General features: G+C 44.8%; 14 protein-coding genes. 10 read left to right on the top strand and 4 right to left on the bottom strand.

From position 1 onward, the window contains the following. Nucleotides 1-59 precede the first annotated feature (59 nt). The gene (gene truC / locus MTR11_RS19270) at nucleotides 60-830 is read right to left on the bottom strand and encodes a tRNA pseudouridine(65) synthase TruC (protein WP_171343217.1); all 771 of its coding nucleotides are present in this window, start codon (nucleotides 828-830) and stop codon (nucleotides 60-62) included. A 4-nt stretch (nucleotides 831-834) separates the two neighbouring features. After that, complete coding sequence (locus MTR11_RS19265) at nucleotides 835-1,149, bottom strand: YqcC family protein (RefSeq protein ID WP_005391784.1); 315 nt, start codon at nucleotides 1,147-1,149, stop codon at nucleotides 835-837. Nucleotides 1,150-1,225: 76 nt separating this feature from the next. Here MTR11_RS19265 and MTR11_RS19260 point away from each other — a divergent pair, with 76 nt between their 5' ends. Further along, nucleotides 1,226-2,263, top strand: a complete 1,038-nt coding sequence (locus MTR11_RS19260) for a DUF3549 family protein (protein ID WP_237308253.1) — start codon at nucleotides 1,226-1,228, stop codon at nucleotides 2,261-2,263. Nucleotides 2,264-2,276: 13 nt separating this feature from the next. After that, a complete protein-coding gene (locus tag MTR11_RS19255; protein WP_012841498.1) occupies nucleotides 2,277-2,576 on the top strand; it encodes a DUF3301 domain-containing protein in 300 nt (99 codons plus the stop codon). Here the strand turns inward: MTR11_RS19255 and MTR11_RS19250 are convergent. Further along, nucleotides 2,536-3,021, bottom strand: coding sequence for a GNAT family N-acetyltransferase (locus MTR11_RS19250; RefSeq protein ID WP_080936742.1), 486 nt, complete (start codon nucleotides 3,019-3,021; stop codon nucleotides 2,536-2,538). The two genes, MTR11_RS19255 and MTR11_RS19250, sit on opposite strands and share 41 nt — an antisense overlap. Nucleotides 3,022-3,955: 934 nt before the next feature. On the opposite strand from MTR11_RS19250, the gene MTR11_RS19245 reads away from it, so the two are divergent. The 8 genes from MTR11_RS19245 (at nucleotide 3,956) to MTR11_RS19210 (ending at nucleotide 11,120) form a co-directional block, all read left to right on the top strand. Continuing rightward, nucleotides 3,956-4,249 (top strand): hypothetical protein, encoded by a 294-nt coding sequence (locus MTR11_RS19245; RefSeq protein WP_012841496.1) that lies wholly within the window; start codon nucleotides 3,956-3,958, stop codon nucleotides 4,247-4,249. Beyond that, a complete protein-coding gene (locus MTR11_RS19240; protein ID WP_005380310.1) occupies nucleotides 4,246-4,695 on the top strand; it encodes a YaiI/YqxD family protein in 450 nt (149 codons plus the stop codon). The genes MTR11_RS19245 and MTR11_RS19240 overlap by 4 nt, the downstream gene beginning before the upstream one ends. A 194-nt stretch (nucleotides 4,696-4,889) precedes the next feature. After that, nucleotides 4,890-5,879: a ketoacyl-ACP synthase III gene (locus MTR11_RS19235; protein WP_243328223.1), complete on the top strand. Its 990-nt coding sequence runs from the start codon at nucleotides 4,890-4,892 to the stop codon at nucleotides 5,877-5,879. After that, a complete protein-coding gene (locus tag MTR11_RS19230) occupies nucleotides 5,876-6,862 on the top strand; it encodes an NAD-dependent epimerase/dehydratase family protein (protein ID WP_243328222.1) in 987 nt (328 codons plus the stop codon). The genes MTR11_RS19235 and MTR11_RS19230 overlap by 4 nt, the downstream gene beginning before the upstream one ends. Next, nucleotides 6,831-7,694 (top strand): MBL fold metallo-hydrolase, encoded by an 864-nt coding sequence (locus MTR11_RS19225; RefSeq protein WP_243328221.1) that lies wholly within the window; start codon nucleotides 6,831-6,833, stop codon nucleotides 7,692-7,694. Before MTR11_RS19230 ends, MTR11_RS19225 begins: the two co-directional genes overlap by 32 nt. Beyond that, nucleotides 7,691-8,950 (top strand): F390 synthetase-related protein, encoded by a 1,260-nt coding sequence (locus tag MTR11_RS19220; RefSeq protein WP_243328220.1) that lies wholly within the window; start codon nucleotides 7,691-7,693, stop codon nucleotides 8,948-8,950. The genes MTR11_RS19225 and MTR11_RS19220 overlap by 4 nt, the downstream gene beginning before the upstream one ends. After that, the gene (locus MTR11_RS19215) at nucleotides 8,938-10,050 is read left to right on the top strand and encodes an ATP-grasp domain-containing protein (RefSeq protein ID WP_243328219.1); all 1,113 of its coding nucleotides are present in this window, start codon (nucleotides 8,938-8,940) and stop codon (nucleotides 10,048-10,050) included. The genes MTR11_RS19220 and MTR11_RS19215 overlap by 13 nt, the downstream gene beginning before the upstream one ends. Continuing rightward, on the top strand, nucleotides 10,047-11,120 hold the full coding sequence (locus MTR11_RS19210) for a hypothetical protein (RefSeq protein WP_243328218.1): 1,074 nt from the start codon (nucleotides 10,047-10,049) through the stop codon (nucleotides 11,118-11,120). The genes MTR11_RS19215 and MTR11_RS19210 overlap by 4 nt, the downstream gene beginning before the upstream one ends. A gap of 108 nt (nucleotides 11,121-11,228) precedes the next feature. Here the strand turns inward: MTR11_RS19210 and MTR11_RS19205 are convergent, their stop codons facing one another. Continuing rightward, entirely contained in the window at nucleotides 11,229-12,815 is a 1,587-nt protein-coding gene (locus MTR11_RS19205) for an AbgT family transporter (RefSeq protein ID WP_006742541.1), read from the bottom strand. Nucleotides 12,816-12,934 lie beyond the last annotated feature (119 nt).

Genomic DNA, 12,934 nt, shown 5'->3' with positions numbered 1-12,934 from the left:
GCATTGATGCTAACCCTTTTTATTTGTACCCAATCATTATCTAGATCTAACTAATCCCATTATCGGTTGATCATTGATTCATCCCACTCAAATCGAGTAAACAATTGCTGCCAAGTCTCATCAAGATTGGCCGTCATGACAATCTCTTGATCGGTAAATGGATGGACAAACCGTAACTCTGAAGCGTGCAGTAGCAAACGATGAGAATCAAACTCTGTGCGATATAGCTTGTTGTGCTTGCCATCTCCGTGCGTTGTATCACCCACGATCGGATGGCGTAGATGCGCCATATGACGACGAAGTTGGTGCTTACGCCCCGTTTTAGGTTTCATCTCAACTAAGCAATAACGCGTTGTAGGAAATTTACCCGTCGAATAGGGAACTTCCACTTTAGCCAACGGTTTATATTCCGTCACCGCTTCTTGCGCTTCTTTTTCTTGTGAAGCGAACTTATCCGCAATCTTGTCTAACTCGACTTTGAGCGCGTAATCCAAGACGCCCTCTTCCTCAATCCAACCGCGTACTATCGCGTGGTACGTCTTTTCCATTTTATGTTCAGCAAACATCGGCATGACTTGTGACGCGACTTCACTCGACAACGCAAACACGAGCACACCCGATGTTGGACGGTCCAGACGATGCAGTGGGAACACATGCTGACCAATTTGGTCGCGCAAAGTTTGCATGACAAACTGAGTTTCGTGTTTATCTAACCAACTGCGATGCACTAACATGCCTGCAGGCTTGTTGACCGCTACAAAATATTCATCCTGATAAACGATCTCCAGCTCAACTGGTTCTGAAGATCGCGCTATTTCTTGTTCTAGCATTCGTTTACTTACACAGTTCGTCAATGGTTCGGATTGTAACAAGCAGCTCTGCGAACTGCGGTTCCTGCTTCCACGCTTCTGAAAAATAGGGCTCGAGAGAAAACCCTCTTGGCAATGGTTGGTTGTTTTCCACTAGCACGTGCATTCTGTCTATAAAGATCCACTGCAACCACTCATGAGGATGCAACGTATCAATCGCAAATGGCTCCACGCTTTGTAAGGCTTGCTCTGAAGGCCTAGTGTGTTGCCACAACTTATGTTCTTTAAGCTGCGTTTCAAGTTGGTGAAGTAAGTCGACCAATTGAGTATTTGTTACCATTAATTCTATCTCGAACCTTGAATTAGCCGAGAATGATACCATTTCTTGTGAAAAGAACGTTAGGACGTCGTATTTAATGGAAAACATTCAAACCCTCACTCAACTGTTGAACAACAGCCGCTGTGATTATCAAATCTTCGATCTTGGTCGTCGTATCAAAACCATCGCTAAGAAAGAGTTTGCCGATGTAGAAAAAGGTCAAGCACCGTACCCATTCCCAATGCAGCGTAAAGCACACCTTGCCATCGCTTATTGGAATGAACAAAAGCAACCTTGGATTTGGTTTCTAAAGTTTGAATTGGACGAGCGCGGTTTGTTAAAGCAAGCGGATATCGGCAATTTCATTAAATACGTAGTGGAAGCCATGGGAACACGCCTCAATGATGATATCTCTGAAGAGCAACAGCAAAAGCTGTCTAATAACCCATATACGTTCAAACCTTCCGAAGACAAAATGGCCGTGTTTCATAGCCAGGTCCGCGCGAACCTCGATCTTCCTACCAGCCAATATTATGAGCACACTCAGCATTACTTTTCAGGTGGTTTAGGCTGGGATAATTGGCAAACCGTAGGTCTGCAAGGGATCACCGACATGGCCGCTCGTTTGGACAAAGAGCAAAACGGGGTAATGATACGCAAGGCGTTGAACCACCTACCGAATGAACCACTTTATGCTCTGTTGGGTGCGCTTGAGCATGTAGAGTTACAAGAGCGTTTAGCAGAACGTATCGCGGAAAAAGCACAACAAGAAATCGCAAGTAGCGAGCCTGATCTCTTCCTACTTTCAGCGCTTATCCGAGCTTTGGCTGGCGCACCAACAGCCATTGCCTCTCCAGTGTTAGAAGCGATATTACAAAGCTCTCGTTTAAGCCATCAGGAAGTACTGATTGGCGTGGCTGGCCGAGCTTGGCACTTACTAGCCAATGAAAAGGTAGCAGAGCAGTTTTTGCTGCGTTTAGCTCAAACCGGTAATCAAGCCCTATTTAATCAGTTATTTGCCGATTTAGTGATGCTACCAGAGTTAAGAATGGTGCTATTGCCCTTGCTACATTCAAATCCATCTGAAGAACTAGCAAACGCGCTAGTAAGCTTACAACAAGCAACAAAGGGATAATAAAGGTTCAGGGATGATTGGTGATCTTTTAGCAATTTTAGGGCTATGCTTTTTCTGTTATCTGTTTTGGCAACAACGTCGTCAAGCCGAACTCGCAAAAGTGGCAATCACGCGTAAATGTGAGCAATTGGATCTCCAATTAATCAGCATCGCCTTTGGTGCCCATAAACTAAAAACGCCAGACGGAGTCTGGCGTTGGCATACGGTGTATCAATTTGAGTTTTCATCGCTTGGTGACGATTGCTACCAAGGGGAGCTAACTATGGTCGGTTTCAGGCCGCAGAACTTTCACCTACCACCGCATCGCTTGTAAATTCCATTTCAAAGTAAGGGCCATATAGATCCTTACTTTCTTTTGTTTCAACAAATCCCAGTTTTTTCAGCACCGCCATAGAAGCTTGATGGTTGCTATTCACGTTAGCTTTAACCTTATGTAGCCCCAGCTCACGGCACGCCTTGGGGAAAAATGCTTTTAGAGCTTCTGTCGCTAACCCTTTACCCCAATAAGATTTATCAAAAATAAACCCTAACTCAGGCTCGGAATCGAGATGGGAAATGAACACGTGCCCCATATAGTCACGACTGGTGCTTTCTAGCACCGCCATACTATAAATATTTTCATCATCCAGTATTTTCTCAAACATCTGTTTGGCAGACGCGACAGTATACGGACCGTTCATTTCAGCACGGTTTTTCGCACAGCAATTCAGCATGACGAACTCTAGTTGCAACGACTCATTGTAGGGTAGAAGAAGCATTCTTCTGGTTACTATGGCCACATCTGTTCCTTGATTACAACAAACTTTATTTATCCGCAGATCGCAAACTCGATGAGCTTGAATATGCTCAATAACTGCGGGGCATAACACCTTGTAGAGAAGCCGAAAGTTAAACCAACTGATTGGAAAGGATATTGATCTGGATTGTTTTTTATTAAGTGTTATTAGGAATTTATAAATTTTGTGATATTGATATACCCAAGTCACCTCAAGGTGCTTAATTCAATGAGAACGACTAGGTATCTTTTTATATAAGAAAGACCCCGACACATAAGTATCGGGGTCATGGTCTTACTCGCAGCAGTCCGGCTACTAAAAGTGCTCCATGCATCATCCATAATAGTGGCTGATTCCGTCAGCTTATTCCTTACGTCGCCGTCCTAGCGGTGTCCTTATCATCCTGATAGCTAACATTCCCCGTTAGCACACATCACTTGTTCCTTGAGCGGTGTCCCTTGCATCTTCCTGACGCTGTCCATAACCTCTATCCTAGAGGGGTCCATTGTCTATCCTTAGTCATCAACATCCTATTGATGATAGTGTCCTTACAATGTCCTACGCTCCATGCTTGATTAATCATCCTGACCAACCAAATCGTCTTCCTGACGATAACCAAATCCTTGGTGCTTTCCTGTTCCATGTCTGCTTCCTGCTGACAACTCTCAATTTACGCCTTTCCTAAAAATTGACAATCTATCCTAGATAAATATTTATACGCCACATTGGTTAAATAGTTGTTAAATCATTATTTATCAATAACTTGATGATTGTAACTTCTATTTTTCCGCTCACAAAATCGTTTTCTCTCACAACCCATGTAAGAGATCTCTCACACCACACATTCCAAATTGCTATTCGCCAAATTAGGGGACTCAACGTATGATGATAGATATATCGTTGTTAAGGATTAAAAATGTTAACTCAAGACGTTACTAAAGAATTAGAAGCGGTAATGGAACAACTGCAACAACAAGGAAAAGAACCAACCGTAGCGTTAGTGAAAGCACGCTTAAAAACGCCCGTCCCAATGCCTGCATTAATCACCGCAATAAAAAGTTGGAAAAGTGCTCAGCGTGTTCCCAAGGTTGAAGTCGCAGCGCAAGCGCATACCGATAATGATCGTCTTGCAGCGCTAGAAAGCACGGTGAAAAAACTAGTCGCTCGCATTGAAGAGCTAGAAGCCAAGCTAAGTGAGAAGTCATCATGAAGTTATGGGTAGATGCAGACGCATGTCCGAAAGTCATCCGCGAAACTATTGTGCGTGCCGCCGAACGCACGGGGATTGAATGTACGTTTGTCGCCAACCACGTTGTCCCGGTGCCCAAAAGAGACAACATCCACTCGCTGCAAGTTCCAGCTGGATTTGACATCGCTGACAACGAAATCGTTAAGCGTGTGGAGGCCAACGATTTGGTGATCACATCAGACATTCCGCTTGCAGATGAGGTCATCTCTAAAGGTGCTCAAGCCCTCAGTTCACGTGGCGAGCTTTATACGAAAGACACCATCAAAGCACGTCTAAATATCCGCGACTTCATGGAAACCATGCGTTCAAGCGGAATTCAGACAGGTGGACCCGCTGCGCTTTCCCAAACCGATCGCCGCGAATTTGCGAACCATTTAGATCGTATTTTGGCTAAATTTAAGAAGTAATACTCACTCTATTCATATTGAGCCAGCAAATCAAAGCCTGGCTCATTACTGAAAATTCATTTTCAGCATTGCACCCAAAGCGTGCTCTTACTCCCATTTGTTTTGTTCTGTTTATTTTTCATCTCGCTCGCCATAGCTTCAATATGCAACGTGGTTTATTTTGAACGACGTTTTTAATAAATGTATAGAGAATAATGGGCTTTAACATCGTTTCTAGTGGAAGCTACCTGCCAACGAATCAATGGTCAGATCGAGAGATGGATCGCTTCCTAAAATTGGCGCCAGGGACCTGCCGAAATAAATTCGACGTTGAATATCGTCATGTAGCCAATACAAAAGAGACCGCTATTTACATGGCGGTGCAGGCGATAAAGCAGTGTTTAGGAAACATACATACCCTGAGCTCCGTTGATCTCCTTATCTACGCCAGTGGCACTCACCACCAGTCTCTGCCCTACGACGCCTCAGCGGTTCTCGCCGCGTTAGACGCTCCAACATGGCTAGAAAGTTTTGATTTGAACAGCACCTGTTTATCATTTCTTTCTGCGCTTGATCTTGCTCAGAGTCTATTCTTCGCAAAACGATACCGTCGGATTCTCATTGTTACCAGCGAACTCGCTACTGGCATCACACTGAATCGAAATTTTACGCTCAAACCAGAAGTTGCAACCCTATTCGCAGACGGTGCCGCCGCATTTTTGCTCGAAGAACACAACGATGATGGATTGCTCACCAGTCACTTTGAAACGCATCATACCGGGTATTCATTTTGTCAAATTAAGGGCGGAGGTAGTCATGTCAACCCTCACACCTCAGAGCGTCAAGCCTATTTAAAAAGCTGCCAGTTTGAGATGGAGGGCAAAGCACTCTTTAAACATGTGCGTAAAACCTTACCGGCGTTTCTAAAAAAAGGCTTTGACGCCTCTCCGGTAACACTCAGCGATATTGATTACTTTCTTCCGCATCAAGCCAGTGCGCACGGATTAAAAAAACTGCCATCACTCACCGGGTTACCAACCGAGAAAACAGTTAATCACTTTTCGACTTTGGGAAACCAAGTCGCCGCCTCACTCCCGATTAACTTACACTGGCTGCGTAATCAGCCAGAAACAGCAGGAAAACATGTGTTATTAGCTGGTACCGCCGCAGGGTTGTCACTAGGTATGGGAGTGCTAAAACTATGAAGATATTAGTCACTGGCGGCAGTGGGATGTTGGGTAGCGCAATTCTAAGAATGTTTCACCAGCAGCATGAACTGCATTTTACAGCACGAAACACAGTCATCGCTAAACAACTAGCCGAGCAATTCGATGTTATCCCACATATAGTCGATTTAAGAGACCACTCAGCAGTTCATGCGGTATGCCAAGGTATGGATGCAATCATCCATTGTGCCGCTCTCTCAAGCCCATGGGGCAAGTGGGAAGCGTTTTATCAAGCCAATGTAGATGCCACCAAAAACCTCGTCAATGCGGCTAATACGCATCAAATCTCGCGTTTTATCCATATTTCCTCCACCAGCGTCTACTTTGACCATCAAGACCGTTGGAATATTCGAGAAACCGACGCCATTGCTTCACACTGGTGTAATGATTACGCACACACCAAATACCTATCTGAACTTGAAGCCATAAAAGGCCAAAGCAAAGCGATCATTTTAAGACCGCGTGGCATTTTTGGTCCCAACGATCGCGCGATTATCCCAAGAGTGCTTAAGGCGATAAAAAACAACACTCTGCTTCTACCATCGGGTAGAAACCCAGTGGTTGATCTAACTTATGTCGACAACGTTGCCCATGCGGCGATGCTCGCTTGCACTCAGGCAGACCGGCTTCAGCATGGTGATGTCTTCAATATTTCCAACAACGAACCAATGCCAATTGAGACTGTTCTACAAGCTTTATGTGTGGGGTTGAACCTAAAAGTAACGTTACAATCATTACCATACGGTGTGGTATCACCATTATTAAAGCTCAGTGAGCAAATACGAAGGCGCTTACCACATCAGCCAGAGCCAAGGCTCACTTCATACAGCGCAGGATTGTTTAACTATCATCAAACTCTGGATATCAGCAAGGCGATAAAAAACCTGAATTACCAACCGCTTTTTTCAATTCAAGAAGGAATACAGCAGTATGCAAACTGGTCTAAAAATAAAAATCTTTGAGGCTGGACACTGCGTACACCCAGGCTTTGTTGTCAAACCAGGTTCTGGTATTAAGCCTATAGCATTTCCTGCAGCCGTTGCGTTAATTCAGCACCCGACACAAGGCAACATCCTGTTTGATACGGGATATCACGAGCACTTTTTTAGCGCGACTCGTCCCTTCCCTGAACGCTTTTATGCTTGGACAACACCTTGCCGCTATCAACAAGAACATGGGATTGTTGCGCAGTTAGCAAAAGAAAATCTCAAACCTCATGATATTAAGCATTTAGTGCTCTCCCATTTTCACGCGGATCACATTGCCGCCGTGTCTGAGTTTTCTCACTCTCAATTGCATTGCCAACAAAAAGGGGTAGATGCGATAACTAAAAGTGGTCGAATTGGAGGCGTAAGAAAAGGCTACCTAAAAGCTCTGCTCCCTCAACAACTAGAATCTAACTTCATCATTCATGGTGATTTTTCTGTGCCAATCAGCCAAATTCTTCCTCAGTGCCAAGGGGTTAACTTGCTCTGTAAAGACATGTTCGACGATGGACTTATTTATATGGTTAGCTTGCCAGGCCATGCAGCTGGCCAAGTGGGCTTGCTGGTTAAAAGAGAGCAAGGTTGGCTGTTCTTACTTGCCGATGCATGCTGGTTAATCGAGAGCTTGAGTGAAAATATCGATCAGCATTGGCTGGCGAACATGCTTTGCGATGATACAAAAGCCTATAAAAACACCCTCTCCGAGTTGAGAAGTTGCTACCAACAAGCCCACCACGTTGTTCGCTTCGTACCTTCACATTGTCAGGAAACTATCCAGCAGCTAATCAAAGAAGGATGGATTAAGTGAGAACGCTTATCTCAGAATTCTGGCGAACCCGCTACCGCCCTTTCGGCTCAAGGGAACAAGTCGAAACATGGCAGCAACAACACTTAACGCAACACTTGGATTGGGTATGCCGTCATTCACCGTATTACCGCTCTTTTCAAGGTGCACCACTCAGTGATTTCCCTATCATGAATAAGCAAACCATGATGGAGAACCTTTCAGAGTTAAATACGAAGGGCTTAGATGCTGAACAGTTAATACAGCAGGCACTCAAAGCAGAGCAGTCACGCAACTTTGCCGCTTCGAAAGTTGGCGATGTTACGGTTGGGCTTTCTTCGGGCACATCAGGCATGCGCGGGCTGTTTCTTGCTGACAAGCAGGAAACACAACTGTGGGCTGGCAATATATTGGCTCGCCTGTTGCCCAACCTATGGCAAAAACACCGAATTGCTCTAGCCTTGCGCGCCAACAGCCCACTGTATAAATCCGTCGCGAAAGGGCCTGTAACATTTTTTTATGCCGATTTAACCAAACCTTACCAAGAATGGATAAAAGAGCTGGATGAGTTCCAACCCACGCTTTTGGTTGGTAGTGCGCAAGCTCTTCAGCTCTGCGCCCAGTTCAGCGGTCAATTTGGTCAACCCGCAATTCAACCACAGCGGATCATTTCTGGTGCAGAAGTCCTAACCGAGAGTGACCGTCACTTTATTTCTCAACGGTTCGACAGCGAACTCCATGAAGTCTATCAATGTACTGAAGGTTTTCTTGCATGTACGGATCAGCATGGACAAATGCGCTGGAATCAAGATGTTGTTTACATCGAAAAACATTGGCTGAATACCGAACGTACTCACTACAGCCCAATCATCACCGATTTTCGTCGTAAAACTCAGCCAATTATTCGTTATCAGCTCGACGATATTATTGAGAATAAACAGGATAATGGCGTATTTGAACCTCTTGGCGCGATTGCCGGACGATGTGGTGATCGCCTCACGCTAAACGCAAACCACGTCCCAGTGACGGTGTTACCAGATCTCATCTACCGCGCTATAACACTATCTGCCAAAGGTCGCGTGGATTACCGAATCACCCAAACAGGGTCACAAACCATTCAAATTGAAGCGGATGTTCACCACCATAGGGTTATACATCAAGCCTTGATAACGTTGTTTGACCAATTGCAGCTTGATCCTGTCAGATTTAGTTACCGCCCTACGCCTATTTGGACGCCAATGAATAAACAACGACGTGTGGTGAACATATGCGGGTCTTAATCACCGGAGCCCGGGCACCAGTTGCACTAGAGTGGGCAACCATGTGTATGCATCATGGGCATGAAGTCATTCTCACCGATTCACTAAAAAGGCCTTTGGGGTCATTTTTGCGAGGCATCGAGTCTTATATCCCCACCGCTTCACCTCGATTTGCGTTTCCCACCTATCAACAGCAGATCCTAAAAACCATTACTCAGATGCGTATTGATATGGTGATACCCACTTGTGAAGAAGTTTATTACTTGGCCCATGTTGCCAAGCAATGCCCAGAAGTAGATTTTTTTCTGCCCAATATGGGACTACTCAATGCCCTACACAACAAGTTGACCGTCTTTGAACAGCTTCAAGGCTTGCCAGAAATTACACTTCCAAAAACTCGTTTGGTCGCTGATAAAAGTGAGGTTGAAACTAATGAAAGAACCGTTCTAAAACCAGTTTACTCTCGGTTTGGCGGGCAAGTAATAAGAGATGTGACAACTCAGTCTATTTCTGCCGTCACGATATCGCCACTTTATCCTTGGGTTCAGCAACAAAAAATCCATGGGACTCCGGTGTGTAACTATGTGATTTTTGAACATGGTGACCTTAAAGCACACCAAGCTTATGTGCCGAAATACTGTGTAAACGGATCGGCCGCCAGTGCTTTTCAGCCGATCTCATGCGATCGACTAGATACATTTATCGCCGCTTTTGGTAAACGTCATACTTATCATGGGCAAGTTTCGTTTGACTTCATCCAATCACAAAATGAACTCTACGTGATTGAATGCAACCCAAGAGCCACAAGTGGTTTGCACCTGCTCTCCTCTCGATGCACTCAACTGCTCCCTAATATGGAGTTTACCAGTCCTTCCAAACAGCGATTGCATCATTTAGGGCCAATAACACTCATCGCTGAAGGTGGGTTATCCCTGTTCAAGGCTCGAACTTGGCAAGATTGGTGGTCTGGAGTGAATGTAATGCAACAGCATAACTTGCCGGTAGGGAGCCAAATCCGGAGTGTGTTTGAATTACTCCGGTTAGCTAGGCAGAACAAGGCAAAATGGAGCGCCGCTTCTACCGTTGATATTGAGTGGAATGGAGAGGCGTTGAGATCATGACGCTTTCCTCTCAAGAATGGCATAAAACCTTTATCACTCTTATGCAGTCGAATCTTATTGATGAATGCACAGCAAGCTTTGGTTGCTACTATATCAATGATGTTGCCATTCCCTACTCCGTAACACCAAAAATACCAAACAACTGTTATGCCGTGTCCCCTATGACACTGCTTAGTGGCTACGCCGAAGAAGAGCTTCACAAAGTCAAAAATGTGGCTGTTCGATGGGTATGTAAGCTACTTATTAATATGACTAAACCAATCTTATCATTGGCTGGATTGGATCAAGTCCAAACGCTCAACAATCAGTGCTTGTCCACCAATATGTATAGCGAACAATGGGAATCCTTAAACCTTGATGAACTGCGTCGCGTGGCACTCGATCAATACCCCACCTTTCCCTTGGTGCTTCGCTCCCTCAACCAACTTCAGCACTCACACTTAATTCAGCGATTAGAACAGCAACAATGGCAAAGCTTAGTAACGCGACAAGTGTATTTACTTGAGGATTGGCAAGCATTCAGCTTCAACCGAGATTTAACGAAAGACTTCAAGCTGTTTAATGATAAAGATTGGCAGTTTAAGCCACTGGCTACTGATGAAGAGTTTCAGCGTGCCAAAGCGTTATATGACATGCTTTACCTTGATAAATACAGCCGGAATAACATCCAGTTTTCAACCCAATATTTAAAACAGGCTAGCCAGAATAACTTAGTGCATTTAGTGGGACTATTTTATCAAGGAGAGATGCTGGCTACGTTAGGCATAGTAGAAATTGATAACGACATGACTTGCCCAATTTTTGGCTACGATACCAATAAGCCGCAGAGTTTTGCGCTGTATAGAAGAATATCTGCTTATACCATCCGCCACGCAATGATATGCCAGCGTCGCTTTAATATGAGCTCAGGGGCTCCAGCTTTTAAACGCAACCGAAAAGCCCAGCCAGAAATTGAATTTAGCTATGTTTATATTGCGCACTTACCTTGGTACAAACGCGTAATTTGGCAAAGCTTGTGCTGGCTCACTCAGCACTTTTATCGCCCTTTGTTGATGCGTTTTCAGCTATAAAACGACATCGATAACCAAGCAAACCTGCTTGCACACAATCTGGATCGATAAAAAAAGCCTGCGACGTTCGCAGGCTTTTGTAATGGAGCTGTGTGAGGTAACCGTTTTTTACGGTGTGTAGTATGTTGCTGCGCCAGGGCCTACTGGTAAGCCAAATACGAATACCCATAGGTAGAACAGCACACTCCAACCTACAATGAAGCAGATTGAGTAAGGTAGCATGGTCGCGATCAGCGTACCGATACCTAAGTTCTTCATGTAACGAGTCGCTACAGCAAGAATCAAACCAAAGTAGCTCATCATTGGAGTAATGATGTTTGTCGTCGAGTCACCAATTCGGTAAGCAGCCTGAATCGTTTCCGGTGCATAACCAACAAGCATCAACATAGGAACAAAAATCGGTGCCGTCACTGCCCACTGTGCCGATGCCGAACCAATCATTAGGTTGATAAAGCCACACATGAGGATGAAGGCAAAGAACAACATCGGGCCAGTTAAACCAATTTCTTGCAGGAAGCTTGCACCAGCAACCGCAAATACCTGACCGAAGTTAGTCCATTTAAAGAAAGCAACGAACTGAGCAGCAAAGAAAACCAATACAATGTACATGCCCATAGAAGACATAGATTTCGCCATTGCATCAATCACATCGCGATCCGTCTTCATCGTGCCAACAACTTTACCAAACACAAAGCCTGGGATAGCAAAGAACACAAAGATGAATGCCACGATACTTTTCAGGAATGGAGAACCTGCAATTGTACCTGCATCAGAACGTAGAATGCCGTCTGCTGGAACAACCGTCCAAGCAAGCAACGCGGAAACAACCAGTACAGCAACACCTGCTAGTTTTAGACCTTTCTTCTCAATGTCTGTTAAGCCGCCCATTTTGTCGTTCGACAAATCTTCTGAGGCTTCTTCTTCACTGTATTTGCCAAGCTTTGGCTCAACAATTTTTTCAGTAACAAACGCACCAGTGATTGCAATGAAGAACGTCGAAACAAACATGAAGTACCAGTTAACTTCTGGACCAACAGTGTAAGTTGGGTCAATCATTTGCGCTGCTGTTTCAGTAATACCTGACAGTAGCGGGTCAACCGTACCGATAAGTAGGTTTGCTGAATAACCACCAGATACACCAGCGAATGCCGCAGCGAGGCCTGCAAGTGGGTGACGACCTAGAGAATGGAACAGCATTGCTGCCAGTGGAATAAGTACCACATACCCCAGCTCTGATGCCGTATTTGAAATGATACCAGCGAAAACAACAGTCACTGTTACCATGCGTTGAGATGCGCCCATGACCAAGCCACGCATAGCTGCAGATAGCAAACCAGAGTACTCAGCAATAGCAACACCCAACATCGCAACCAAAACCGTGCCTAAAGGTGCAAAGCCAACAAAGTTTTTCACTAAGTTAGTAACGATAAGTTCGAGTCCATCAGCGTTAAGTAAGCTGACGACATGAATCATGCCATCTGCGGCACGACCTTTTGCGCCCTCAGGACGAGGGTCTACAACGGAAACTTCGAAGTATCCTGCAATGCCCGACATCACCAGAATGGCTAAACAGAAAATGGCAAATAGTGTGATCGGGTGAGGTAATAAGTTCCCCAAATATTCGACAGTATCCAAAAAGCGCGTAAACAGCGGCTTCTTAGGCGAGTTTTGTTTAATTGAATCAGATGAACTCATCTGTTCCCTCCTTGTTTTTATTCCTGTGCAAATGTGACAAAAATGTCAAAAAAGCGAGCGAAGGGTACTTGAGTAGAAGGTTAAAGAAAAGCCCTAAATGTTACAAACTGTGACCATTA

Source organism: Vibrio sp. CCB-PB317 (genome assembly GCF_022808245.1).
Taxonomy (GTDB): domain Bacteria; phylum Pseudomonadota; class Gammaproteobacteria; order Enterobacterales; family Vibrionaceae; genus Vibrio; species Vibrio diabolicus.
This window is presented reverse-complemented; position numbering and strand designations above follow the sequence as displayed.